The following is a 24,082-nucleotide window of genomic DNA, read 5'->3' as shown; positions in this document are numbered from 1 at the left end:
GGGGTGGTGACGTCGATGTCAGGCACCTCCGCAACCACAGCACCCGAGCCTGTCACGGCTCTGCACCTGGGATCGGGCGCCCCGCTGCTGCTACTCCACGGTGTCCTCCTCTCGCCGCACTGCTGGGAGCAGACCGCCGATCTGCTGGCAGCCCGCTGCGAGGTCTTCGCCCCCGCACTCGCCGGGCACTGGGGTGGACCGGAGCTGCCGGACGGCCACTATTCGGCCGCCACCCTCGCCGATCGAGTCGAGGCGCAACTGGACGATCTCGGCTGGCGAACCTGCCATATCGCCGGGAATTCGCTGGGCGGCTGGGTCGGTTTCGAACTGGCACGACGCGGCCGGGCCCGCACGCTCACGGCCATCGCGCCGGCCGGGGGCTGGAAAACTCCGTCGGCGACACAGGTTCTCGCCGCGGCGAAGATCGCGCCGATGATCCCGATCGCCGAAATACTCAGGCAGTTGGGTGGTTTCCCGGTCGAGAGCCGGATCGTCCGGTGGGCCATGGCGCATCTGCTCACCAAGAACACGCGGGCGGTGTCCCGGGCGGATATCGAGGCTGTGGTCCTGGCGGCCATACACTGCCCCGCACTCGCGGCGCTGACCGCGGGCACTCTGCGCGGACCGTCCCTGGCGGATATGTCGGACCTGACGACTCCGGTCCGGGTGATCCTGGCGGATTCGGATCGGGTTCTGCCCGCGCCGGTGCACGGGCGCCGGTTCCTGCGCGAACTGCCGGAGTCGGCGGACCGGATCATGCTGAACCGGGCGGGGCATGTGCCGATGCTCGAGGCGCCGGAACGGGTTGCGAACCTCATCGCGGAGCACGTCTATGCGAGCCGGGACCACCTGCGGGCCGTGTAATCGCGCGCCGCGAGCTGTGGCTTCGGCGTCGCCTCTGATGTCGTGGGTCGGGGCCCATCAGCTCTGCTCTCGGCGTGGACCAGCCGTGGAAGCTCTCACCGAGGTCCATCTGTCGCTGCTCTCGGTGTAGACCACCCGGCGAAGATCACCCCTGGAAGCATTCGGCGAAGACCATCCCTGGAAGCATTCCGCGTAGACCTTCCGTGAAGGGGCGGGCTGTAATTTTGGAGCCGCTCCGCGGCTCGAGGGCGGGGCCCTATTAACCCGGTTCTTCACTCTCGGCGCTCAGTCGCTGCGCTCCTTCGCTCTGGTCGCTCCAGAACCGGGCGGGCCCCACCCGGGAAGGTGGGGTGGGGTGGGGCGGGGGCGCGGGGATCAGGTTCCGAGGAGGCCCTTCGCTACGTGGGTTACCTGGATCTCGTTGCTGCCGGCGTAGATCATGAGGGATTTGGCGTCGCGGGCGAGTTGTTCGACGCGGTATTCCGACATGTAGCCGTTGCCGCCGAAGAGTTGCACGGCTTCCATCGCGACCTCGGTGGCGGTTTCCGAAGAATACAGTTTTACGGCGGAGGCCTCCGAAAGGCTCAGTGGTTTACCGGCTTTCCCGCGTTCGATGATGTTGAAGACCATGTTCTGCACATTGATCCGGGCGACCTCCATCTTCGCCAGTTTGAGCTGGATGAGCTGGAACCGGCCGATCTCCTGACCCCACAGCTTGCGGTTGCGGGCGTATTCGGTGCACAGCCGCAGGCATTCGTTGATCACGCCGAGGGCCATGAAGCCGATACCGACGCGTTCCGCCACGAAACTGGATTTGGCGCTCTCGCGGCCGTCACCGCCGCGGTGTTCCTCGGTTTCGCCGAGCAAGCGGTCGCGGCCGAGGCGCACATTGTCGAAGAACAACTCCCCGGTCGGGGAAGCGTGCAGGCCCATCTTCTTGAACGGTTTGCCCTGGGTAAGGCCCGGCATGCCCTTGTCGAGCACGAACGTCAAGACCTTGCGGTCCCGGGCGGGGGTGCCGTCGCCCTCGTCGAGTTTCGCGTAGACGACCAGAGTGTCGGCGAACGGACCGTTGGTGATGAATGTCTTCTGACCGTTGAGGATGTAGTCGTCACCATCACGGCGGACATAGGTCTTCATACCGCCGAAGGCGTCGGACCCGGAATCGGGTTCAGTGATCGCCCAGCACGCGATCTTGCGGAGACTGACGATATCGGGCACCCACCGCTCCTGCTGCGCGAGCGTGCCGCGGGACAGGATGGTGGCGCCGCCGAGCCCGGTGCTGACGCCCAGCGAACTGCACAGGCCCATACACACGCCCGATAGTTCACTGGTCACCACGGCCATCATCGTTTGCTGATCGAATCCGCCGCCCTGGTCCTTCTCCCCCGAAGCCGGCTTTTCCCCGCCTTCCGCGGCCGCACGCTTCGCGGCCAGTTGTTTGTTCAGGCCTTCCTCGGCCATGGCGCCGATACCGAAGTCCGCGTACAGCTTGCGCAGCACCGGATAGGGCAGCATCTCCCCGCTGTCCAGCGCGTCGAGGTGGGGCCGTACTTCCTTATCGATGAAAGTGCGGACCGCGTCGCGGACCATGAGGTCGGTATCGGACCATTCGAACATCGTCGTCCCTCCGGTATCACCAGCAGTGTTACAGCGTAAATCCAGGGGCGCAGCACGAGCGCCTTGTTGACAGCTTGCCAGTTCCCGGCCCACAGCGCTGCGCTCCCGAAGAACTCCGACGAAATCCACCGGCCGGCGCAAGCCGCGGCCCGACCGGACAGCAGTTCCCACGTCCGGGGACATCCGATAATGGGGTCGTGTCGAGTATTCCTTCCCAGGTGAGAGCGGAACGCTGATGAGCCCTGCCGGCACCAAGAAGATGGGCGATCTGATACCCCTTCATCCGTGCGCGCCCAAGGGGTTGAAATTTCTGTTCCCGCTGGCCGAGGGAGTTATTCAACGACAGATCCAGCTACTGGGGTCGGGCACTCCATCCAAAGCCCCTGACCTGCAGGAATTGCTGCGCGGAGAAGGAATCGCCAAGCCCGAGAACCAGTCGGAGATGCTCGATCGCTACAACGAGCACAAGGACGAGGTGAACCGGGTCAAAGACGATTACAAGGAGAAAGACGGCGGCATTCCCGTGAAGACGGCCGAGATCGGCAAGGCAGTCACGGATGCCTACGACGCCATCGAAACCTCGGTCGGTGAACTCAACAAAACGATCAAGGACGCCAACGCCTCGGTATACACGGTGACCAAGAACGGCGAACCGGTGCTGGATGCGAACGGCAATGAGCAGCAGGCAATGCCCAAGGCTTCCGTGGACAGGCTCTTCAATGGGCTCTGGGATACCTTGGACAAGACCTACGGACAGGTCACCGGCGTTTCTGATCAGGCGGCGGCCCAGGCACTCAAGATCAACCGTGACGAGCCGGCCCCGACCAACAACAATTACAGCGGTCTCGGCGGATCTCCCGGGGTGCCCATCGGCGGCGGATCACCGAGCTCTTCGCTGATGAGCGACGACGCCGGTGGCAGTGGTATGTCCGCCGGATCCGGCGGACCGCCCCTCACGAAGCCCGAGGGCGAGGTGGCGGAATGGATCAACGAGGCGATAAAAATCATGCAGGAGAACGGTGTCCCGGTCGACGAATCAGACGCCGCCATCATCGCCACCATGATCGAGAAAGAGTCCAGCGGCAACCCCCATGCACTGAACGACTGGGACAGCAACTGGGAAAAGGGGACTCCGTCCAAGGGGATCATGCAGTGCATCGACCCCACCTTCGATGCTCATTCCCTACCCGGCCACAAGGACATCTGGAATCCGGTCGACAACATCATCGCAGGCACCCGGTACGCAATCAGTCGCTACGGATCGCTGGAAAATACGCCCGGCATGAAGTCCCTGAACAGCACCGGAGACTACACAAACTACTGACCGGCCACGCTCGCGCCGAGGGAAGCGGCGATCCCGAGTCGACGAAAATCAAGACCGGGTGGCATGCTCGCGTATCCGCCGAGTCGCGACACAACGCTGTCGTACCAGGCAAGGGGGCTGGCCCCTCGATACCCAGTCCGGCCGAGTATGTTCTTCGAACAGTGGACGCAGGGCGAGGATTTCGGCGGACTGCTGCTCCGGTGGCTGGACCGCCTGCCCTCCTGCGACCTCGCCGGTGGCCCGCTCCTCCCGGCTCTGCCGACCGATATCGCAGCGCTGTGGAGGTCCGCATCTCGACCAGTCCATTCACACATCTCCGGCGGTCCGGCTGCGGCACGGAAACCACGACCCCGCCTCCCTGGGAATCGGCATGCGGATCTCATGCCGACGCCGCGGAGGCGAGGTCGTTTCCGGGTACTACTTACTTGAGCGCGCGGGCCAGGTTGGCGTCGAGCGCGGCGAGGAATTCCTCGGTGGTGAGGTAGCCCTGGTCGCCGCCGACCAGTGCGGCGAGATCCTTCGTCATCTGGCCGCCTTCGACGGTCTTGATGACCACGTCCTCGAGGGTCTGCGCGAAACCGATCACCTCGGGGGTGTTGTCCAGCTTGCCGCGGTGTTCGAGGCCGCGGGTCCAGGCGAAGATCGACGCGATCGGGTTGGTCGAGGTCGGCTTGCCCTGCTGATGCTGGCGGTAGTGCCGGGTGACCGTGCCGTGCGCGGCCTCGGCCTCGCAGGTCTTGCCGTCCGGGGTGAGCAGTACGGAGGTCATGAGGCCCAGCGAACCGAAGCCCTGCGCGACGGTATCGGACTGCACATCACCGTCGTAGTTCTTGCAGGCCCAGACGTAGCCGCCCTCCCACTTCATGGAGGAGGCGACCATATCGTCGATCAGCCGGTGCTCGTAGGTGAGACCGGCGGCCTCGAACTCGCTCTTGAACTCGGCCTCGAACACCGCCTCGAAGGTGTCCTTGAACATGCCGTCATAGGCTTTCAGGATGGTGTTCTTGGTCGACATGTAGACCGGGTAGTTCTGCTGCAGCCCGTAGTTGAACGAGGCGCGCGCGAAGTCCTCGATGGACTTCTTGAAGTTGTACATACCCATCACGACGCCGCCGTCCTCGGGCATCTTCACGACCTCGTGCACGATCGGCTCGCTGCCGTCTTCCGGGGTGAAGGTGAGGGTGACGGTGCCGGCCTCGTAGACCTTGAAGTCGGTGGCGCGGTACTGGTCACCGAAGGCGTGACGGCCGATGATGATCGGCTTGGTCCAGCCGGGCACCAGGCGCGGAACGTTGGAGATGATGATCGGCGCGCGGAAGATGGTGCCGCCGAGGATGTTGCGGATGGTGCCGTTGGGCGACCGCCACATCTTCTTGAGACCGAATTCCTCGACCCGGGCCTCGTCGGGGGTGATCGTGGCGCATTTGACGCCCACACCGTGCTCTTTGATGGCATTGGCGGCGTCGACGGTGACCTGGTCGTCGGTCTTGTCGCGGTACTCGATGCCGAGGTCGTAGTACTCGAGGTTCACATCGAGGTACGGGTGGATCAGCTTGTCCTTGATGAACTGCCAGATGATCCGGGTCATCTCGTCGCCGTCGAGTTCTACGACGGTGCCTTCAACCTTGATCTTGGACATGGATCTTCGTGTCCTCCTAAGACTGGTGCCCTCATTGCACGGCCAGGCGAACACGCTTGTGAGCGGACCCCAGCTGTTCAATAGACAACGTATACATCCCGCGTTGTCCACGAGACGTCTGGTGTAACCAAGACGAGCGTACTGCTTCGGGTGATCTCACGGTGCAGCCAGCCCCGGTCGTGAAATTTCACACGGGTGAACCGCGCCACAAGATTACCTGGTGGGGACATATGCCGATTTCGGTACGCCAGAGCACACCGCTACCATGTTGAGCAGGTCATGAGCGCCAGCGCCAAGCCCCGGCTCGCTGGTCGGCAACCCTCCTGCTGCGGCGGGGTGCTCCGGGTGATGACCGGGCTCCCGAAAGCCGGGAGCAAGCGCACGTCAGGAGGTCACCGTTATGTGCCGGTGCTGTACTTTCGGCGCCGCTTTCGGCGGCGCGGGGCTAGTGGAAGTCATCGCGTGAAGGTGGGGAGCAAACCAGTCACGGACGTACCCGTCGCGCAGCTGCCCCCGGACGGCGGCACCCGCGGTCTGATCGATATCGGCGATATCACGCTGGAGAACGGGGCCGAGCTGCCCGGTGTTCAGTTGGTCGTGCAGCGGTGGGGGGAACTGTCGGCGGCCCGGGACAACGTGGTGCTGATCGAGCATGCGTTGACCGGCGACTCCCATGTGGTGGGCGAACCGGATGCGGATAATCCGTCGCCCGGGTGGTGGAACGGAATGATCGGGCCGGGGGCGCCCATCGACACCGACGAGTGGTGTGTGGTCGCGACCAATGTGCTCGGTGGCTGTCAGGGCAGCACCGGGCCCGCGTCGCCCCACCCGGACGGGATGCCCTGGGGGGCGCGGTTCCCGGAGATCTCCATCCGCGATCAGGTGAGCGCCGAACTACGACTGTGCGATCTGCTCGGCGTCGACCGTCTGGCCGCTGCGGTCGGCGGGTCGATGGGCGGGATGCGGGTGCTGGAATGGATGCTCCTCGCACCCGAACGCATCGCCTCGGCGCTGATCCTCGCGGTCGGCGCCCGCGCCACCGCCGATCAGATCGGGACGCAGACCACCCAGATCGCCGCCATCACCAGCGACCCCGACTGGCAGGGCGGGAACTATCACGGCACCGGCCGCGCGCCGATGGCCGGGATGGGCATCGCGCGGCGGATAGCGCACCTTACTTATCGCACCGAGGTCGAACTGGACAGCCGGTTCGCCAACAGCCCGCAGACCGGTGAGGATCCCTGGGACGGCGGCCGATACGCCGTGCAGAGCTACCTCGAATACCAGGCCGAGAAGCTGGGCAGACGTTTCGACCCCTCGACGTATGTGCTGCTCAGCGAGGCGATGAACCGCCACGATATCGGGCGCGGTCGCGGCGGGATCGACGCGGCGATGGCGAGCTGCCAGGTGCCGTGCATCGTGGGCGGTATCGACTCCGACCGGCTGTATCCCTTGCACACCCAGCGGGAGCTGGCGGACGGGCTGCCGGGCTGCCGGCATTTCGAGATCATCGCCTCCCGGGACGGCCACGACGCGTTCCTCACCGAAGCCGAGGCCATCGGCAAACTGCTGGATCAGACGATGGATCTGGCCCGCTCCAGCCGCTGAGCAGCCGGTTCAGCCCACGCCGAGCGTATTGATCGTGGCGGCGAGGAAGACGATCGCACCACCCAGCAGGGTCAGCGCACCCACATCGAACGGTCTGCTGCGCACCGCGAGCAGACCTACCCGCAGGGTCGGCAGGCACAGCCGGAACGCGGCGGCGATCAGCGTCGCGCCGCCGAAGAAGAAAGCCCCGCGCCGCCACCGATCCTGCGCGACGAAAACCACGGCCACCGCGATCACCGCGACAACCACAACCATCGGCAGATGGCAGCGCAGGAACACGGCCAGGCGGCTGCCGGTGCCGGGATGGTCCTCGGTCACAGTCTCGGCGTCGGTCACGGATGCGATTGTTCCAGATGCCGCCGGTCAGGTCCGCGTGACCGGTTCGTACTGGGGCCGATCAGGCCGAATGTCCACGCGAAGCCCCGCGGGCAGTGCGGGCAGCCGGCGGTCACCGCGGCCAGCAGGTGCGGCTCGTACCGTCCGGCTCGAGGGTCCGTGCTCGCGGCACGCGGGTCGGTTGGTGGCAGCCGTGACCGCGGAGGGTGACCCTACCAGCGGCGACACCGAACCCTCGGCACTCGGAGGGGTCAGCTCATGGACCAACCGAACGTGCCCAGCGGCGCCGCCGAGTCCTACGAGGCCCTGAGAGGTTTTGGCCCGGCCCTGCCTTCAGTCCTCGAAGCGCATGCGGCGCAGCCGCGAGTCTCGAGGGCCGAAGGCAGGGCCCAAGGGGGCCGAAACCCCGCGCGCGCCGGCGCGCCGAAAGCTCAGCCCAACGCGTCGGTCTCGGCGAGAACCTTCTGGCGATGCTGCTCGCGTAGCGCGGCATGGTGCGGGGTGCGCCGCACAACCAGATAGGCGAGGGCCAGTACGACGAACCAGATCGGGGTCAGCAGCAGGGCCTGCAGGGTGTCGCTCTCCTGGGTCAGGGCCCAGACGATGAACACGAAGAAGGCCAGGACCGCCCAGACCATCGGGATCCCACCGGGCATCTTGAAGGTCGATGCGGCGTGCAGATGCGGGCGGCGCTTCCGGTAGACCAGATAGCTGGCCATGATCATCGTCCAGACGAACATGAAGCACAGCGACGAGATCGTGGTGACCACGGTGAACGCTTCGACGATCGACTGGGCGTAGAGCAGCACCACCCCGATCAGCAGGAACGCGCAGGAGAAGAGCAGCGCGTTGGCCGGGACCCGGCGCCGGGACAGTCTGGCGAACAGCGCCGGAGCGTCACCGTCACCGGCCAGCCCGTACACCATCCGGGAGGTCGAGTAGATACCGGAGTTGGCGCTGGAGGTGGCGCTGGTGAGCACCACGAAATTGACCACGCTCGCCGCGATACCGAGTCCGGCCAGGGTGAACATCGCCACGAACGGACTCTCGTCCGGCGATACCTGCCGCCACGGGGTCACCGCGCAGATCACGAGGAGAGCGCCGACATAGAACAGCAGGATCCGGACCGGGATCGAGTTCACCGCACGCGGCAGAGTGCGCTCGGGATCCTTGGCCTCGGCGGCGGTGGTGCCCACCAGTTCGATACCGACGAACGCGAACACCGCGATCTGGAATCCGGCCACGAAACCCATGGGTCCGGTCGGGAAGAAGCCGCCGTCGTTCCACAGGTTGGCCAGCGATGCGGGGGTTCCGCCGTCACCGGTGAACCCGGTGATCACCATGACCAGCCCGGTCACGATCAGCGCGCCGATGGCGATCACCTTGATCAGCGCGAACCAGAACTCGGTTTCTCCGAAGGCACGCACCGTCGGCAGGTTCAGCACCAGCAGCACCGCGATACAGATCAGCGCCGGTATCCACAGATCTATGCCGGGCCACCAGAACCGCACGTACCCGGCGATCGCGACCACATCGGCGATACCGGTGACCACCCAGCAGAACCAATAGGTCCAGCCGGTGAAGAACCCCGCCCACGGCCCGAGCAGGTCACCCGCGAAATCGCTGAACGACTTGTAACTGGAATTGGAAAGCAGCACCTCCCCCATCGCCCGCATGACGAAGAAGAGGAAGAAGCCGATGATCATGTAGACCAGGATCACCGAGGGGCCGGCGAGCGAGATGGTCTTACCCGACCCCATGAAAAGCCCGGTGCCGATCGCGCCGCCGATCGCGATCAGCTGGATATGTCGATTCGCCAACTGCCGGCGCAGTCCCGGCTCTTTGTGTGGACCGCCCCCGTACGCATCGTCCCCAGTGTTTCCCTGGCCCTGCAACACGGCCATGTTCCTGTTCTCCCTCCGGGAATCAGTCGGACAGCCCATTCGATCATCAACCACAACCTCGTGCAGTGTGAGCGGGGCTACCGCACGCCGGTGCAGCCTATTGGCGTCCGCGTGCCCGGCGACGGCCGAGGTGCGGTTCGCCGGTGGTGTGCGCCGGTCCGGCCACAGCGTAGATCGCCCCACCCGGCACCGGATCGGGCGGCCACCCGTGACAAGCTGACCTGCTGTGTTCAAGCTGATGTTCCATGAGCCCCGGATACCGGGGAACACCGGTAACGCCATCAGGATCGCCGCCGGCACGGGCAGTGAACTGCATCTTGTCGAGCCGCTCGGGTTCGATATGTCGGAGGCCAAGCTGCGGCGGGCGGGGCTGGACTACCACGATCTGGCCTCGGTGACCGTGCACCCCGATCTCGCCACCGCCTGGGCGCGGCTGCGCCCCGAACGGGTTTTCGCGTTCACGACCAGGGCCGGCACCGCGTATACCGCCATCGCCTACCGGCCCGGTGACGTGCTGCTGTTCGGCGCGGAACCCACCGGTCTACCGGGCGAGGTCCTCGCGGACGAACACATCACCGCAGAGGTGCGGATCCCGATGCTGCCGGGACGGCGCTCGATGAACCTGGCCAACGCGGCGGCGGTGGCGGTATACGAGGCGTGGCGCCAGCACGGATTCCCGGGCGCGGTCTAGTCCGCCCGGACGGCGGAGGCGGCGGCGGGCCCGGAGCCGACCGGCACCCGCCCTCGGAATCAGTCGATCTCGAACCGCTTATGCCGTGCTGTCGCGCCGGCCGTGAGCCGCACCGCGCTCTTCGGTACCCCGAAATGCGTCGCGAGCAGTTCGACGGCGGCCTTGTTCGCTTGACCTTCCACCGCCGGCGCCCGGACCCAGAGCTGCAGGGTGCCGTCGGGGAGCTCTTCCACCAGCGGACCCTTACGGCTGTTCGGCTTGATCACCGCGTGGACTGTGACCGGCACGCGACGCCGCTATTCCCCGGCCGATTCGCCGGGCTTGTCCGACAGCTCGGGAGCGGTCCCGGGCTCGGTGGTCTGCACACCCCCGGTGTCGGTGCTGGTTTTCACCGCCCCGGTGCCGGTATCGGCGGAAGTAGCCGCGGGACCGGCCGGCCCGGCGCTCGCGCGGCGACCGGCAGCCCGGCCCCGGAAGAGCCGGACGATCGCCGCGACGATCCCGGCGGCCACGGCGATGAACGCCAGCCACGGCACTGCCTGCCCGACGAACACCACGGCGTCCTTCAGCCAGTCGACCAGCGAGTTCCAGCCGTCGACCACACCGTCCCAGAAGTTCGAGGGCCCGGTGTCACCTTTCTTCTCGGCGGTGGTGCCGATATCGATGGTCAGCGTGGACAGGGTGATCTGGTCGTCGAGGTAACGCCGCTGCCCGGTGAGGCTGTCGAGTTCGGCCTGCCGGTCCGCCAGCGCTTCCTCGGCGGCGATGAGGTCGGCGGTGTTGGCGGCACGCGCCATCAGGTCGCGGAGCCGGTCGACGGAGGCGCGCAGGGCGGTCATCCGGGCATCGAGATCCTGCCACCGCAGAGTTACATCGTCGCGGTTCGTGCTGACCTCGGTGACCTCCCCGACCTCGCCGAGACCGTTGATGAACGCCTCGGTTTCACCGGCCGGGATCCGGATCACCAGGTTGGCGTGCGGGTCGGTGTCGTCGGTGCCCGGGTTCTCGGTGCGTTGATCGATACGCCCGTCCAGCTCGGCCACCCGGTCGGTGAGGGTCTGCGCGGCGGCGATCGGGTTGTCGGCGGTGAGCTCCACCGTCCCCGTCACAACCTCCTTACGCTCGGTGACCTGCTCTCCGTTGTCCGGTGCGGGCGCCTGTTCCCGGCTCGGCGCCTGCTGGGTGCGGAATCCCGGAGTCGCGGCCGGCGCACCTCCTTCGACGGCCGTTGAATCCTTCGAGAGGGATTCGGAATCACTACCGCAGCCGACCGGCAGCACCGCTGCACACAGAACCACGAACAACACCCCGAGCTTTCGCATGCTCGCAGCGTAGTGCCGGCATGCGGTATTCAGGGAGAAAGCGCGATTCAGCGAAAGTCCCGGGAGCGCGAACCTACGCGCATATCCAGTCTGCGCAGATATTCGGCATAGATACTCACCGCGCCTTCCGCATTCTGCACCCGTCCCCGGATCAGCAGAGCCGAAGCCCCCTGGGCTGTCCGGCGGTAACGAGTCCACAAGCCCGCCGAGCACACCACATTCACCATGCCCGTTTCGTCCTCCAGGTTCAGGAAGGTGACCCCGCCGGCCGTGGCCGGGCGCTGCCGGTGCGTGACCGCCCCGCCGACCAGTACCCGGGTCCCGTCCGGCACCGCGAGCAGACCGGCCGCCGGGATCACCCCGAGCGCGTCCAGGCGTGGCCGCAGGAACTGGGTGGGATAGCTGTTCGGCGAGACCCCTGTCGCCCAGACATCCGCGGCGGCATGTTCGAGTTCGCTCATCCCCGGTAAGGCGGGAGTGCTGGTCGAGGCCCCTGTCCCGGGGAGCCGGTCGGAGCGTTCCCCCGCGGCCGCTCCGGCCGCCCACAGCGCTTCCCGCCGGGAATATCCCAATCCGCGCAGAGCACCTGCCGTGGCCAGCGATTCCGCTTGCGGGACAGTCATTTCCACCCGGCCGGTGAGATCGAGAAAAGAGGTATAGGGGCCACTTTCCGCGCGCGCCACCACAATCTTTTCCGCGAGTTCCGATCCGATGGCACGCACCGCCGCCAGCCCCAGCCGTACCTCGGTGCCCTGGTTTTCCAGCGTGGCTTCGGCCGCGCTGGCATTGATATCCGGGCCGTGCACCGCCACCCCGTGCCGACGCGCATCGGCGACCAGTGATTGCGGTGAGTAGAAACCCATCGGCTGCGCCCGCAGCAATCCGGCACAGAACGCCGCGGGATAGTGCAGTTTGAACCACGCGGAATAGAACACCAGGGCCGCGAAACTCTGTGAATGACTTTCCGGGAAACCGAAATTCGCGAAGGCGAGCAGTTTCTCGTAGATACGGTCGGCGAGCTCGCCGGTTATCCCGTGCAGATCGCGCATTCCCTGGTACAGCCGGCCGCGTAGCCGGTGCATCTTCTCCGGGGACCGTTTCGACCCCATGGCCCGGCGCAACTGGTCGGCTTCGGCCGGAGTGAATCCCGCGACATCGACCGCCATCTGCATCAGCTGTTCCTGGAACAGCGGTACGCCGAGCGTGCGTTCGAGCGAGTTCCGCAGCGCTTCGTGGTCGAAGGTGACCTTCTCCACCTTGTTCTTGCGGCGGATGAACGGATGTACCGAACCGCCCTGAATGGGGCCGGGCCGGATCAGCGCGACCTCGACCACCAGATCGAAGAACTTCTCCGGTTTCAGCCGGGGCAGGGTCGCCATCTGCGCACGTGATTCCACCTGGAAGACCCCGACCGAATCCGCCCGGGAAAGCATTTCGTACACGGCGGGTTCGGTGAGGTCCAGGGTGTGCAGTTCGACCGTCACCCCGATATGTTCACGCACCAGGTCGATCATGTAGTGCAGGGCTGAAAGCATACCCAGGCCCAGAAGGTCGAATTTCACCAATCCCGCTGTGGCGCAATCATCTTTGTCCCATTGCAGTACGCTGCGTCCGGGCATCCGCGCCCATTCCACCGGGCATACATCGGCGATGGGCCGATCGCAGATCACCATCCCGCCGGAATGGATACCCAGATGCCGGGGCAGGCCTTCGATATCGGCGGCCAGCGCCAGCACCGGTTCGGGTATATCGGTGCCGGTTTCCGCGCCGACACCGGTCCACCGGCTCACCTGCCGGCTCCAGGCGTCCTGCTGGCCGGGGGCGAAACCGAGTGCGCGGGCGGCATCGCGCACCGCGGATTTCCCGCGATAGGTGATCACATTCGCCACCTGCGCCGCGTTCTCCCGGCCGTATCTGCGGTACACGTACTGGATAGCCTCTTCACGGCGATCCGATTCGATATCTATATCGATATCGGGTGGCCCGTCCCGTTCCGGGGAGAGGAAGCGTTCGAACAGCAATTTGTTGGCGACCGGGTCCACATTGGTGATCCCGATGGCGAAGCAGACCGCGGAATTGGCGGCCGAACCCCTTCCCTGGCACAGAATGTCGTGTTCGTGGCAGAACCGCACGATATCGTGCACCACCAGGAAATAGCCGGGGAAACCCAGCCGGGCGATGATCGCGAGTTCGTGTTCGAGCTGCCGGTACGCGGCCGGCTTCCGGCTCGGCGGCCCGTATCGGTCCGCGGCGCCGCGCATTGTGAGTTCGCGCAGCCAGGAGTTCTCGTCGTGGCCGGCGGGCACATCGAACGGCGGTAGCCGCGGCGCGATCAACCGCAGATCGAACGCGCATTCCCGCGCGATCAGCACCGAATTCGATACGGCTGCCGGGAATTCCGCGAACGATCGCGCCATCTCCGCACCCGAACGCAGATGGGTGCCGCCGGTGGGGGCGAGCCAGCCGGCGATATCGTCGAGGCTGCGCCGGGCCCGGATGGCGGCCAGCGCGGCAGCCCGGCGACCGCGCTGCGGAGTCGCGAAATGGGCGCCGGTGGTCGCCACCACGGGTACCCCGGCCCGCTGCGCTACAGCAGCCAGCGCACTGTTGTACTCGTCGTCGACCGGCAGGCCGTACCGGGTGAGTTCCACCGCGACCCGGTCGGCACCGAAACGCTCGCACAGGTCGCGCAGGGCCGCCTCGGCGCGCACCGGCGGCCCACCCGCGGCCAGATCCTGTTCCAGCGCCCGCCGTACCCGGCCCTTGCGGCAGCCGGTGAGTATCTGCCAGTGCCCGCCGGCGGCCGCGGTGAGCGTGTCGAGGTCGTAGCGCAGGATCCCTTTCTCCCCGGCCGCCATATGCGCGGCCGCGAGCTGCCGGGACAGCCGCCGGTAGCCCTCCTTCCCGCGCGCCAGTACCAGCAGATGTTCCCCGCCGGGGTCGGGGGCACCGGTGCGGGGCGCCGAATCCACACCGGTGCGGTGCGCCGAATCGGTCTGCGGGGAAACGGTTTCCACGAGGGTGAGTTCCGCCCCGTAGACCGTGGGCATCCCGTATTCGGCCGCGGCTTCGGCGAACCGCACCACTCCGTAGTACCCGTTGTGGTCGGTGAGCGCGATCGCCGACAACCCGAGCCGCGCGGCCTCGGCGACCATTTCCTCCGGCGGTGAGGCACCGTCGAGAAAACTGAACGCCGAATGTGCGTGCAGTTCCGCGTAGGGAACCACCGGGCCGGACGGCGGGGCCACCGGTTCGGCGCGGTACTCCCCGCGGCTGTTACTCCATGCCGGGGCGTCGCCGCCGTCGCCAGGGGCCTGTCCGGGTTTCGCCCGGCCGGACAGGACCCGCTCCATCTCCGCCCAGCTGGGTGGGCCGTTACTCCATCCCATATGCCGCCTCAGCAGGCCACTCGTTCGGTGGATTCGGCATCCAGCAGGATCGCGACATGATCCACCCCGGCCCGGATCACTCGCCCGTAGGCATCGTCGGCGAGTACGTTCGCATGCCCCTTGGCCAGGGCCAGTTGCATCCGCGCCGCGTCGAAATCGCCGACCAGCCGGTGACTGTCGGCCAGGCTCAGGTACAGCGACGGCAGGAAGCCGAGTAGACCTTCGCCGAGCGGAGTACCGGGCACGAATGCCGAGTCGAGCGCCCGGGTGTCCCAGAGCAGCGCCCCCTCGGCCGTGTCCTGGACATCCGCCAAGTGGTGGGCGACCACGCTCCGGTACAGCGGGTCACCGTCCGTACCGAGCTGATCCCATAGCAGTTGCAGCGCTTGCCGCGCCGCCTCCCGATTCGCGCCGCCGAGCCGCACCGCGGCATATATATCCGCCATCCGATCGTCCGTCATGGGTCGAGTATCGCACATATGTTCGAATCTCGAGGCAGTCGATCGAACTTGTTTTCGAATACATTCGACCCTGGCGCGCTTTCTTACTTTGGAGTAAGTTCGGCCGGGAACGACCTGGACAGAGGGGCATTTCATGAGCGGAAACGGAACCCACCGCAACAAACGCGACCTCACCGGGCGGCACGTCCTCATCACCGGCGCCTCCTCCGGGATCGGGCGGGCGGCGGCGGTGGCGGTCGCGGAGAAGGGCGCGGTGGTTCTCCTGCTCGCCCGGCGCGCGGACGAGCTCACCGCGGTGGTGGACGAGATCCGTGCCGGCGGCGGCGCCGCCCACGGCTACCCCTGCGATATCACCGACTCCGCCTCGGTCGAGGCGACGCTGGACAAGCTGCTGGCCGAACACGGCTGGGTGGATATGCTCGTGAACAACGCCGGCCGCTCCATCCGCCGGGCCATCCATCGCTCCACCGATCGGCTGCACGATTACGAGCGCACGATGGCGGTCAACTATTTCGGGGCGCTGCGCCTCACCCTGGCCCTGCTCCCGCAGATGCGGGAGCGGAAATTCGGCCATATCGTCAATATCAGCAGCGCGGGCGTGCAGGTGGCCGTCCCCCGGTACTCCGCATACCTGGCCAGTAAAGCCGCTCTGGACAAATTCGCCGAGGTAGCGGCGGTGGAGACGATGGCCGACGGGGTCGGCTTCACCACCATTCATCTGCCGCTCGTCCGTACCCCGATGATCGCGCCCACCGGCGATCAGGGACGGGCCGAATCACCGGAATGGGCGGCCGCGACCATCGTGCGGGCACTCACCGAACGCCCCCGGCGGATCGATGTCCCCGTCGGCACCCTCGGGGAATACGGTGCGCTGTTCGCCCCGCGTATCCGCGATTTGGTCCTGCACCGCTACTACCGGATGATCCCCGACTCACCGGCCGCTCGTGGCGAACAAGCCGAACCCCTCCCCCAGCCGCAGCTCACCATGGTCCCCGACACCGCGGAGGCCACCGAAAGCGACGAACTCCCCGAACCCAGGACCCCGCGCCGGGCCGGCCCGCTGCCCCGCACCCGGGCACGAGCGGTACGCGGCACGGGGGCGGCCCTTCGCCGGGCCGCCCGCTGGGTCCCGGGGACGCACTGGTGATTCCAGAGACGGCTCCGGACAGCCTGGAACAGCAATACCGACCGCCGGTGACGAGCAGGAAGCCGTGCTGGATACGGACCCGGAGTTGATCGCCCCCGTAGCGTGGGCCGAACGACCCCGCGCTGGGTGACGGATCGGGTACTCCGGCACCAAATCTCGACGATCGTCGTCTGCCCTCACCGGGCCGGGGCGCTCAGAGGTCGAAGACCCGCTGCGCCGGCGGCGTCTGCGGGCACGCGGCCGAGATCTGCGCGACGAGTTTCCACGGCCGGTTACCGTCCAGCGAGGATTTACCGCTGGTGAGGATCGCTCCGGCGAGCCCCCGTGCGGGATCGGCCCAGCCGTACTGGGTGGTGAAACCGCTGCGCCCGAAATGCGCGGTCGTATCGCGGCCGAATTTCGATCGGCGACCGCCCAATTCGTATCCGGCGCGGCTCACCCGCCCGGCGACACCGGGAACCCGGGATGCGGGCCGCAATGCCTCGCGCACGGTTTCCGGGCGCATGATCCGGACACCGTCGAGTTCGCCGCCGCGCGCCAGGATCTCGTAGAAACGCGCGAGTTCGGCCGCGGTCGTCACCAGATTGCCCGAGGGCAGTTCGGCGGTGAGGAACGCGCGATGGGAATCCTTGTTCACCACGTCCGCGGCGAAACCGCCGCCGAGCGCCTTACCCGCGACGAACGAGGCGATCCGCGACGGCGGCGGCCCGGTTTTCACGCTCGGCACCACCGCGTCGGCATCCTCGGGGCGCACCCCCAGGTTGGTCCACCGGAAACCCAACGGGTCCAGTACCTGTTCGGCCAGATGGTCCCGGATACGTTTCCCGGTGGCCCGCTGCACCAGCAACCGCTGGATCAACCCACTGGTGAGCGCGTGGTAGACGCGGAACTTGCCCGGCGGATAACTGGGTTTCAGATCGGCCAGGCCGCGCAGGCACAGCTCTTCGTCGAAAACCATTTCGTGCCCCCGGTACGGCGGGGTCACGAACGGCACTCCGGCCGAATGAGTGAGCACCTGACCGATGGTGATCGCGGCTTTACCGTTCGCCGCGAATTCGGGGATGTACTCGCTGACCCGGTCGTCGAAGCCGAAGGCGCCCTGTTCGATCAGCATGAACACCACCGCCGCGGAAACCCCTTTCGCGGTGGAGAATCCGCAGAACGGCGACTCCGTGGTCACCGGGACGCGCTCGACCTCCGGTCCCTCCCCCGGGGCGTTCCCCCAGCCGTGGCCGATCGCCCGGTTCAGTACGACCTTCCCGTTGCGGCGCAGGCAGACCTGGATTGCCGGGGTACTACCCACCCGGTACCAGGCGCGTACCGACTCCCAGATCGCCGCGATATCCGCGCCGGACAATCCGGCGTCGGCCGGATCCACTTCCGGACCGACGCTGGTGATCTCGTCGAGTTCGGCGGCGACCGGGACCAGGAGTGCGGTATCTGCCTTCACCTGCCCCAGGGTAGCCACGCGCGCCGGGACGGGCGGGCACCGAATTCGCGCCGGGAATATCCCCGCGGATGTTCCGCCCCAGCACCCGTCGATTACCGCCGCGACCTGCCCGAACGATACCGTGACAGAGATCACCGACTGCGCCCCGCGAGAATTGTGCTCTGATCATTCGAGAAGCAAACGCTTGTTCCTGCCGTCGAGAGGTGACCATGACGTCCGCGAGTACGCGCCTGTCCCGGGCACATATCTGGCTGCTGACCTTGTCTTCCATGGCTGTCGCACTGGTGATCGCCGCGATGGCCGCGCTCTACACGGCACTCCCGGAGATCGCCGCGGATACCGGTGCCACCCAGCAACAGCTCACCTGGGTGGTCGACGGCTACACCCTCGCGCTCGCCTGCCTCGTGCTGTTCTCCGGCGCCCTCGGCGACCGGTTCGGCCGCCGGATCATGATGGTGCTCGGACTGGTGGTCTTCGCGATCGCGTCCGCGATACCGCTGGCCCTGGACGCGCCGCATTGGATCATCGCTTCCCGCGCGGTCGCGGGGGTGGGCGCGGCGCTGGTCATGCCGTCCACCTTGTCGCTGCTGACCGGTGGGTTCCCGGCCGAGAAGCGCGGTGTCGCGGTAGGGCTGTGGGCGGGCGTCGTCAGCGGCGGCGCGGTCCTGGGCATTCTCGGTTCCGGTTTACTGCTGGAAGCCTGGTCCTGGCAGGCGATCTTCCTGTCGATGACGGTGGCCGGCGCGGTCCTGGCGGTCGCGGGCTGCACCGTCCCCGAATCGGTCGACGAACTGCGGCCGCCGCTGGATTTCTGGGGCGGGATCACCGCCTCGATCGCGGTCGGCGCCGTGGTGATCGGGGCGATCGAGGCGCCGGTGCGCGGGTGGTCCGATCTGCTGGTGCTCGGCCTGTTCGGCGCCGGAGTGCTCGCGGCGGTGGGATTCGCGACGGTCGAACTGCGGGTGCCGCATCCGCTGCTGGATGTCCGGCTGTTCGCCGATCGCGGATTCGGCAGCGGCGCGGTGAGCGTCGGTGTGCAGTTCCTGGTGGCGTTCGGCTATTTCCTGCTTTTCGTCCAGTACATGCAGTTGATCTTCGGCTATTCGCCGCTCATGTCGGCCGTGGCCATGGCACCCATGATCGCGCCCCTCATCGGTATCTCGATCTTCGCCCCGCGGCTGGCCGAGCGTTTCGGACTGCGGCTACCGACGCTGATCGGCCTGCTGTGCGTCGGCACCGCGTTGATCCTGGTCTCGCGGACCACCGTGGACAGCACCTATATCGATGTCCTGTGGCCGCTGCTGATCCTGAGCACCGGGCTCGGACTGTGCACCGCGCCCGCGACCGCCGCCATCATCAACGGCACGCCCCCGGAGAAGCACGGAGTGGCGTCCGCGGTCAACGATGCGTCCCGGGAGGTCGGTGCGGCCATCGGGATCGCGGTCTCCGGCAGCATCCTGGCCGTCGGATACAGCGACCGGATCGCTCCCGCCCTGCCCAGCCTCCCCGAAGCGGCCCGCGAGCCAGTCGGTGATTCGCTCGCGGGCGCACTGAAGGTCACCGAACAGGCCGGGCCGGCCGCGGCCCCGCTGGCCGATTTCGCCAAGGAAGCCTTCGTGCACGGAGCCCAGCAGGCCTCGCTGGCACTCGGAATCCTGACGGTCGTGATGGCATTCGTGCTGGGTGCGTGGGCGCCGGGCCGGGTCACCGGCGGCACCCCCGCGGTCGCCGACGATCCTGTGCTGGCGAACCGGTAAGCGGGCCGACTCGACGGCGCATACGACCTCCCCTCGTTTGCCGGACCCATCCGGCATTCTCAACGGGTCCGCTCGACGCGAAAGGCCCGCCATGCCGACACCGAACATGTTCATCGTCTACGTCACCGACGCACCCGCCTCGGCCCGGTTCTACTCCGACCTGTTCGATATGTCGGCGAAATTCGTATCCCCGCGCTTCATCACGTTCGACCTGGGCGGCGGTAACGATCTCGCGTTGTGGAGCGGTCACGCCGATCAGGAACGGCCGGTACCCCGGACCAGCGAAGTGTGCCTGAACCTGCCCGGCGGGCCCGAGGTGATCGACGAGAAGTTCGAACAATGGGTCGCGCAGGGCGTGAAGGTCGTCCAGGAACCGCACGACGCCGTATTCGGCCGTACCTTCGTGGTCGCCGACCCCGACGGCAACCTGATCCGCGTCGCCCCGGTCGACTGAGCCACGCCGCACACACAAGCCGGCGCCCGCCTCCGGACCGTCGATCCAGAAGCGGGCGCCGTACCCCTCACCCCTCCGGTCATCCCCTGACGGGGCGACGCCGGAAGCAGCCCTACCTGACGGGCACCTCCGCCGATGCGTCGATCTCGTCAGTTCCTTGCGAGCCCGGCTCGGACTGCGCCGGTTCGGTGGCATCCACCGGCTTCTCCGCGACCGCCACCGGCTCCCCGGCCTTCGCCGCCCGCGATTTCTGCCACGCGTACACAGTCAATGCGATCGCCACCACGGCGATGACCACATAGGAGATCGTCCGCGGCGCGCCCTCGATATCGAAGGCCTTGAACAGCGTGCGTGCGTTCGTCAGCACCAGCACACCGCCGACACCGGTACCGAGCACTGCCGGAGCCACCCGGCTCACCAGCCACGCCGCGAGCGGTGCGGCCAGCACGCCGCCCAGCGCCAGGCCGGCGATGATCAGCAGGTTGTCGAAGAAATCCGAGCCCAGTCCGAGCAGGAAGCCCACGCTGGCAGCCGCCGAGACGATGAACTCCGAGGCACTCACCGTGCCGATAACCCTGCGGGGTTCTGCCCGCCCGGTGGTCAGCAGCGTGCTGGTGGTGACCGGCCCCCAGCCACCGCCGCCGCTGGCGTCGATGAATCCGCCGAACAGGCCGAGCGGGGTCAGGAACTTGGCGGAATGCGCGGACTTCTCGGAGGCGGCGAGTTCCAGCGGAGGCCGCGAGGAGAACCTGGCGATCAGGAAGATACCGATCGCCAGCAGGATACCGGCGGTTACCGGTTCGGCGGCCTCGGTGGAGATCCTGGACAGCACGGTCGCGCCGAGGAAGGCGCCGATACCGCCGGGCACCCCCAGTCGCAACACCACTTTCCAGTCGACATTGCCGAAACGCCAATGCGAGATGCCCGATGCCAGCGTGGTCGCGACCTCCGCGAAATGGACCGCCGCGCTCGCGTGCGCGGCTCCCGTTCCGGTGAGCACGAGCAGCGTCGTCGCGGTGACGCCGAAGGCCATCCCGAGCGTGCCGTCGACGATCTGCGCGCCGATACCCACAAGGGTGAAAACAAGTAACTTGATCATGACGGTGTGCTCCCGAACCCTGGACCGGACATCCGAGGGTACGACGGGCCGGCCGCCGGCACACGGGTTGCGATCACCGTGAACGCAATACTCCCGTCCCGGAGTAACCGCAGGTCATGGGCATATCACCGAAATTCGTCCAGCGACCTCGCCCACCCTTGGTAAGGCTGGACCGTGCCTGCCCGAACCTTCCGCCGGATAATCCTCCGGGACCGGTCTGTCGCCGGTATCACCCGCCACCACATTCACCGAGCAGACCGGGCCCAGGCTGGAGTAGGCGCGGCCCGCCACCGGATCGGGTCCGTTGTCCGCACTGGACCGGAGGCACGCCCGCGGAGCAGCGTCCGGCGGCGCGCCGCCCGGTCTCAGTACTGCGAACGGCGATCGATCGCGCCCGCGCCGATCGACCCCAGCAGCGTGATGATGCACAACCCGGCGATCAGGTTGATCACGGCCGTGGCGATCTTGGCATCGAGCCCGGCCACGAGCGTGAACGGCAGCAGCACCGCCAGCGCCGTGATCAGGCCCGTGATCCAGTAGAAGAACTGGAGCGGGTTGGGCATCAGCGCCAGGAGCAGGTTCAGCAGCCCGGTGGCCGCGATCGCGGCGGCGGCGCCGGCTATCGCGTACGAGGTGGTCGATACCGTGCCGTAGGCGCCTGCGCCTTCGGGTGCGAGAACCGCGATGTTCAGGATGCCGCGCACCAGCATGATCGCCACCACGATCACCAGGGCGACCACCACGGCGGTACCGAGCCCGCCCGCCCACAGCCGCCCGAGGTTGATTCTCGGCTCGGCCGGCTGCTCCTGGTAGCCCGGATCCGGATACCCCGGCTGCTGCGGGTAGCCCGGTTGTTGCTGGTACCCCTGTTGGTAGGGGTCCTGCCGTCCATAGTTGTACGACGGTTCCGTCATAGGCAGAAAGTACCCCGCATGGGCCTGCCTACCCACCCGAATCGGGTAGGCATGTCGCCGGAGAATACGCCCGCACAATCGGGAATGGTCCCGATAGCGCCGCGACCACCGTGAACGCCACTGATCCGGGTCGTCGCGCGATCGCGGCGAAAATCGCCGCGACGAAAGTTCTATTCGTCCACCGTCAAACCTTTGGCTTCGAGAATCGACGCCAATCCCGACACCTGGATCGGCGTCTCACCGTTCTTGTAGCGTTCGATATAACCGGCCTCGGCGGCGTCCCTGGCCCGGGAGGCGGCGATCGCACCGGCGACCTCGTCACGCGCCACCAGCACGACCCCGTCGCAGTCGCCCTTGATCACATCGCCGGGCCGGATGAGCTGACCGCCGATCACCAGCGGCTGGTTGATCGGGCCGAGCGTCTCCTTGACCGTGCCCTCCATACACACATGCTTCGAGAACACCGGGAAACCGAGTTCACGGATCTCCCGGGAGTCACGGATTCCGCCGTCGGTGACAAGTGCCGTGATACCGCGGGCGACGCAGGCGTTGGCGAGGACATCGCCGAACTGCCCGGCCGGCTGGTCACCGGAGGAGACCACCAGCACATCCCCGGGCTGGGCGTAGCTGATCGCGACCTGGAGCATGAGGTTGTCGCGCGGATGGCAGACCACCGTGAACGCGGATCCGCAGAACGACATATCGCGGTCGATGGGTTTGATACCCGAGTCGAGCGCGCCCTTGCGGCCCTGCGCCTCGTGGATGGTGGCTGCCGAGAACGTGCCGAGTTCGTCGATCAGCGCCTTGTCGGCGCGATCGATTTTTGTGGTGACGTGAACCATGGTGACTCCGTGATGGGTTGATGCGGTCAGGCCAGCGCGGCGACGGCCTTCGCGATACCGGCTGCGGCGGCGCGGAGGACCTCTTCGGAGGTGGCGAACGAAATGCGCAGGTAGGACGGGGCCCCGTACGCGGAGCCGGCGATCGTCGCGACCGCGGCATGGTCGAGCAGGTACAGGACGACGTCCTGGTCGGTTTTCAGGATGTCCCCGGCCGGTGTCCGCTTCCCGAGCAGTCCGGCGCAGCCGACGAACATATAGAAGGTGCCCTGCGGAAGCGCCGGTGTCAGACCGTCCACCTCGGAAAGCAGGTCGAATACGATCCCGCGGCGTGCGCGGTAGCTCGCGACGGACTCCGCCACGAACTCCTGGTCACCACTCAGCGCGACCGCGGCGGCGGCCTGGCTGATCGACGAAGGGCACGACGAACTCTGCGATTGCAGTTTGTTGATCGCGGCGGCGAGCCGGGGATGCCCGATGCCGTAACCGAGTCGCCAGCCGGTCATCGCATAGGACTTGGACACGCCGTTCACCACGTAGAGCCGATCGCGCAGCTCGGGCGCCACCGACAACAACGCCGGGCACGGCGCCTCGTCGAAAACGATCTCGTCGTAGATTTCGTCGCACAGCACGTTCACGTGCGGATGGCGGGCCAGTACCTCGGCCAGCGCCGCCAGTTCCGCCGCGCTGTACACCGCGCCGGTCGGATTGGCCGGGCTGTTCAGGATCACCCATTTCGTGGCGGGTGTGATGGCCGCTTCCAGTTTCTCGGGGGTGAGCAGGAAACGATCGGATTCGCCGCAGTCGACGACCACCGGCGTGCCACCGTGCACGACGACCATATCGGGGTAGGACACCCAATACGGAGCCGGAACGATCACCTCGTCACCGGCGTCGACCGTCGCCATCAGCGCGAGGAAGATGAGCTGTTTGGCACCACCACCGATGGTGATCTCACTGTCGGTGAAAGTCAGGCCGGTACGTTCGGCCATCCGAGACAGGATCGCTTCCCGGAGCACCGGAATACCGTTCACGGCAGTGTATTTCGTCAGACCCGCGTCCATTGCCGCGACGGCGGCGGACTTCACGTGATCAGGGGTGTCGAAATCCGGTTCACCGATGGTCAGATCGAGAATCTCCCTTCCCGCCGCACGCAATTCGCGAACCCGCTGCGCGGCGGCGACGCTCGGGGATTCGCGCATACGCTCGACGCGATCCGCGAGGGCGATCGGGGACATGGTTCCTCCAGGTGGTTTCGGTGGTG

At 66.8% G+C, this 24,082-nt stretch carries 19 protein-coding genes, 1 pseudogene and 1 riboswitch; of the genes and pseudogenes, 7 read left to right on the top strand and 13 right to left on the bottom strand.

The annotated features are described in order from the left end of the window. The first annotated feature begins 15 nt into the window (after positions 1 to 15). Positions 16 to 864 (top strand): alpha/beta fold hydrolase, encoded by an 849-nt coding sequence (locus ABZ827_RS25765; protein ID WP_357241613.1) that lies wholly within the window; start codon positions 16 to 18, stop codon positions 862 to 864. Between the two features lie 375 nt (positions 865 to 1,239). On the opposite strand, the gene ABZ827_RS25760 is transcribed toward ABZ827_RS25765, so the two are convergent. Further along, on the bottom strand, positions 1,240 to 2,484 hold the full coding sequence (locus ABZ827_RS25760) for an acyl-CoA dehydrogenase family protein (protein ID WP_357241610.1): 1,245 nt from the start codon (positions 2,482 to 2,484) through the stop codon (positions 1,240 to 1,242). Between the two features lie 235 nt (positions 2,485 to 2,719). Between ABZ827_RS25760 and ABZ827_RS25755 the strand changes: the two genes are divergently transcribed. After that, positions 2,720 to 3,808 carry a transglycosylase SLT domain-containing protein gene (locus tag ABZ827_RS25755; RefSeq protein ID WP_357241607.1) on the top strand — a complete coding sequence of 363 codons (1,089 nt, stop codon included), beginning with the start codon at positions 2,720 to 2,722 and terminating at the stop codon, positions 3,806 to 3,808. 421 nt (positions 3,809 to 4,229) lie between these two features. Here the strand turns inward: ABZ827_RS25755 and ABZ827_RS25750 are convergent, their stop codons facing one another. Beyond that, entirely contained in the window at positions 4,230 to 5,447 is a 1,218-nt protein-coding gene (locus tag ABZ827_RS25750; protein ID WP_357241604.1) for an NADP-dependent isocitrate dehydrogenase, read from the bottom strand. 275 nt (positions 5,448 to 5,722) lie between these two features. After that, positions 5,723 to 5,833, top strand: a riboswitch (SAM riboswitch). A 121-nt stretch (positions 5,834 to 5,954) separates the two neighbouring features. Between ABZ827_RS25750 and ABZ827_RS25745 the strand changes: the two genes are divergently transcribed. Then, positions 5,955 to 7,055 (top strand): homoserine O-acetyltransferase, encoded by a 1,101-nt coding sequence (locus ABZ827_RS25745; RefSeq protein WP_357241793.1) that lies wholly within the window; start codon positions 5,955 to 5,957, stop codon positions 7,053 to 7,055. Positions 7,056 to 7,064: 9 nt separating this feature from the next. Here the strand turns inward: ABZ827_RS25745 and ABZ827_RS25740 are convergent, their stop codons facing one another. Both ABZ827_RS25740 and cycA read right to left on the bottom strand, forming a co-directional pair. Continuing rightward, on the bottom strand, positions 7,065 to 7,310 hold the full coding sequence (locus ABZ827_RS25740) for a DUF3017 domain-containing protein (RefSeq protein WP_357241790.1): 246 nt from the start codon (positions 7,308 to 7,310) through the stop codon (positions 7,065 to 7,067). 512 nt (positions 7,311 to 7,822) lie between these two features. Next, the gene (gene cycA, locus ABZ827_RS25735; RefSeq protein ID WP_357241601.1) at positions 7,823 to 9,295 is read right to left on the bottom strand and encodes a D-serine/D-alanine/glycine transporter; all 1,473 of its coding nucleotides are present in this window, start codon (positions 9,293 to 9,295) and stop codon (positions 7,823 to 7,825) included. Between the two features lie 226 nt (positions 9,296 to 9,521). Between cycA and ABZ827_RS25730 the strand changes: the two genes are divergently transcribed. Continuing rightward, complete coding sequence (locus ABZ827_RS25730; RefSeq protein WP_357241599.1) at positions 9,522 to 9,986, top strand: tRNA (cytidine(34)-2'-O)-methyltransferase; 465 nt, start codon at positions 9,522 to 9,524, stop codon at positions 9,984 to 9,986. A gap of 59 nt (positions 9,987 to 10,045) precedes the next feature. Here the strand turns inward: ABZ827_RS25730 and ABZ827_RS25725 are convergent, their stop codons facing one another. Genes ABZ827_RS25725 through ABZ827_RS25710 form a run of 4 tightly spaced genes read right to left on the bottom strand, consistent with a single transcriptional unit; the run spans position 10,046 to position 15,158 of the window. Continuing rightward, complete coding sequence (locus ABZ827_RS25725; RefSeq protein WP_357241596.1) at positions 10,046 to 10,273, bottom strand: DUF167 domain-containing protein; 228 nt, start codon at positions 10,271 to 10,273, stop codon at positions 10,046 to 10,048. A gap of 9 nt (positions 10,274 to 10,282) precedes the next feature. Next, positions 10,283 to 11,308, bottom strand: coding sequence for a DUF4349 domain-containing protein (locus tag ABZ827_RS25720; RefSeq protein WP_357241593.1), 1,026 nt, complete (start codon positions 11,306 to 11,308; stop codon positions 10,283 to 10,285). A 47-nt stretch (positions 11,309 to 11,355) separates the two neighbouring features. Continuing rightward, on the bottom strand, positions 11,356 to 14,697 hold the full coding sequence (locus ABZ827_RS25715) for an error-prone DNA polymerase (RefSeq protein WP_357241591.1): 3,342 nt from the start codon (positions 14,695 to 14,697) through the stop codon (positions 11,356 to 11,358). A gap of 8 nt (positions 14,698 to 14,705) precedes the next feature. Continuing rightward, positions 14,706 to 15,158 (bottom strand): hypothetical protein, encoded by a 453-nt coding sequence (locus ABZ827_RS25710; protein WP_357241588.1) that lies wholly within the window; start codon positions 15,156 to 15,158, stop codon positions 14,706 to 14,708. 169 nt (positions 15,159 to 15,327) lie between these two features. On the opposite strand from ABZ827_RS25710, the pseudogene ABZ827_RS25705 reads away from it, so the two are divergent. Further along, a pseudogene (locus ABZ827_RS25705) lies at positions 15,328 to 16,305 on the top strand (SDR family NAD(P)-dependent oxidoreductase); the annotation flags it as partial. A gap of 193 nt (positions 16,306 to 16,498) precedes the next feature. Here the strand turns inward: ABZ827_RS25705 and ABZ827_RS25700 are convergent. After that, a complete protein-coding gene (locus tag ABZ827_RS25700) occupies positions 16,499 to 17,755 on the bottom strand; it encodes a serine hydrolase (protein WP_357241585.1) in 1,257 nt (418 codons plus the stop codon). Between the two features lie 209 nt (positions 17,756 to 17,964). Here ABZ827_RS25700 and ABZ827_RS25695 point away from each other — a divergent pair, with 209 nt between their 5' ends. Both ABZ827_RS25695 and ABZ827_RS25690 read left to right on the top strand, forming a co-directional pair. Next, positions 17,965 to 19,512, top strand: coding sequence for an MFS transporter (locus tag ABZ827_RS25695; protein WP_357241582.1), 1,548 nt, complete (start codon positions 17,965 to 17,967; stop codon positions 19,510 to 19,512). 91 nt (positions 19,513 to 19,603) lie between these two features. After that, the gene (locus tag ABZ827_RS25690) at positions 19,604 to 19,966 is read left to right on the top strand and encodes a VOC family protein (RefSeq protein ID WP_357241579.1); all 363 of its coding nucleotides are present in this window, start codon (positions 19,604 to 19,606) and stop codon (positions 19,964 to 19,966) included. A 112-nt stretch (positions 19,967 to 20,078) separates the two neighbouring features. On the opposite strand, the gene ABZ827_RS25685 is transcribed toward ABZ827_RS25690, so the two are convergent. The 4 genes from ABZ827_RS25685 to ABZ827_RS25670 form a co-directional block, all read right to left on the bottom strand. Continuing rightward, positions 20,079 to 21,065 (bottom strand): sulfite exporter TauE/SafE family protein, encoded by a 987-nt coding sequence (locus ABZ827_RS25685; RefSeq protein WP_357241576.1) that lies wholly within the window; start codon positions 21,063 to 21,065, stop codon positions 20,079 to 20,081. Between the two features lie 365 nt (positions 21,066 to 21,430). Next, positions 21,431 to 21,979 carry a DUF6069 family protein gene (locus ABZ827_RS25680; protein WP_357241573.1) on the bottom strand — a complete coding sequence of 183 codons (549 nt, stop codon included), beginning with the start codon at positions 21,977 to 21,979 and terminating at the stop codon, positions 21,431 to 21,433. A gap of 170 nt (positions 21,980 to 22,149) precedes the next feature. After that, entirely contained in the window at positions 22,150 to 22,821 is a 672-nt protein-coding gene (locus ABZ827_RS25675; RefSeq protein ID WP_357241570.1) for a 4-carboxy-4-hydroxy-2-oxoadipate aldolase/oxaloacetate decarboxylase, read from the bottom strand. A 26-nt stretch (positions 22,822 to 22,847) separates the two neighbouring features. After that, positions 22,848 to 24,056, bottom strand: coding sequence for an aspartate transaminase (locus ABZ827_RS25670; protein ID WP_357241567.1), 1,209 nt, complete (start codon positions 24,054 to 24,056; stop codon positions 22,848 to 22,850). Positions 24,057 to 24,082: the final 26 nt, after the last annotated feature.

Source organism: Nocardia sp. NPDC019395, from assembly GCF_040632335.1.
Classification (GTDB): Bacteria; Actinomycetota; Actinomycetes; order Mycobacteriales; family Mycobacteriaceae; genus Nocardia.
This window is presented reverse-complemented; position numbering and strand designations above follow the sequence as displayed.

What these genes read in the sequence shown, in the direction of transcription:
- ABZ827_RS25765 (WP_357241613.1), top strand. Translation starts at nt 16, where the DNA reads ATGTCAGGCACCTCCGCAACCACAGCACCCGAGCCTGTCACGGCTCTG.
- ABZ827_RS25760 (WP_357241610.1), bottom strand. Translation starts at nt 2,484, where the DNA reads ATGTTCGAATGGTCCGATACCGACCTCATGGTCCGCGACGCGGTCCGC.
- ABZ827_RS25755 (WP_357241607.1), top strand. Translation starts at nt 2,720, where the DNA reads ATGAGCCCTGCCGGCACCAAGAAGATGGGCGATCTGATACCCCTTCAT.
- ABZ827_RS25750 (WP_357241604.1), bottom strand. Translation starts at nt 5,447, where the DNA reads ATGTCCAAGATCAAGGTTGAAGGCACCGTCGTAGAACTCGACGGCGAC.
- ABZ827_RS25740 (WP_357241790.1), bottom strand. Translation starts at nt 7,310, where the DNA reads ATGGTTGTGGTTGTCGCGGTGATCGCGGTGGCCGTGGTTTTCGTCGCG.
- cycA (WP_357241601.1), bottom strand. Translation starts at nt 9,295, where the DNA reads ATGGCCGTGTTGCAGGGCCAGGGAAACACTGGGGACGATGCGTACGGG.
- ABZ827_RS25720 (WP_357241593.1), bottom strand. Translation starts at nt 11,308, where the DNA reads ATGCGAAAGCTCGGGGTGTTGTTCGTGGTTCTGTGTGCAGCGGTGCTG.
- ABZ827_RS25715 (WP_357241591.1), bottom strand. Translation starts at nt 14,697, where the DNA reads ATGGGATGGAGTAACGGCCCACCCAGCTGGGCGGAGATGGAGCGGGTC.
- ABZ827_RS25710 (WP_357241588.1), bottom strand. Translation starts at nt 15,158, where the DNA reads ATGACGGACGATCGGATGGCGGATATATATGCCGCGGTGCGGCTCGGC.
- ABZ827_RS25695 (WP_357241582.1), top strand. Translation starts at nt 17,965, where the DNA reads ATGACGTCCGCGAGTACGCGCCTGTCCCGGGCACATATCTGGCTGCTG.
- ABZ827_RS25690 (WP_357241579.1), top strand. Translation starts at nt 19,604, where the DNA reads ATGCCGACACCGAACATGTTCATCGTCTACGTCACCGACGCACCCGCC.
- ABZ827_RS25685 (WP_357241576.1), bottom strand. Translation starts at nt 21,065, where the DNA reads ATGATCAAGTTACTTGTTTTCACCCTTGTGGGTATCGGCGCGCAGATC.
- ABZ827_RS25680 (WP_357241573.1), bottom strand. Translation starts at nt 21,979, where the DNA reads ATGACGGAACCGTCGTACAACTATGGACGGCAGGACCCCTACCAACAG.
- ABZ827_RS25675 (WP_357241570.1), bottom strand. Translation starts at nt 22,821, where the DNA reads ATGGTTCACGTCACCACAAAAATCGATCGCGCCGACAAGGCGCTGATC.
- ABZ827_RS25670 (WP_357241567.1), bottom strand. Translation starts at nt 24,056, where the DNA reads ATGTCCCCGATCGCCCTCGCGGATCGCGTCGAGCGTATGCGCGAATCC.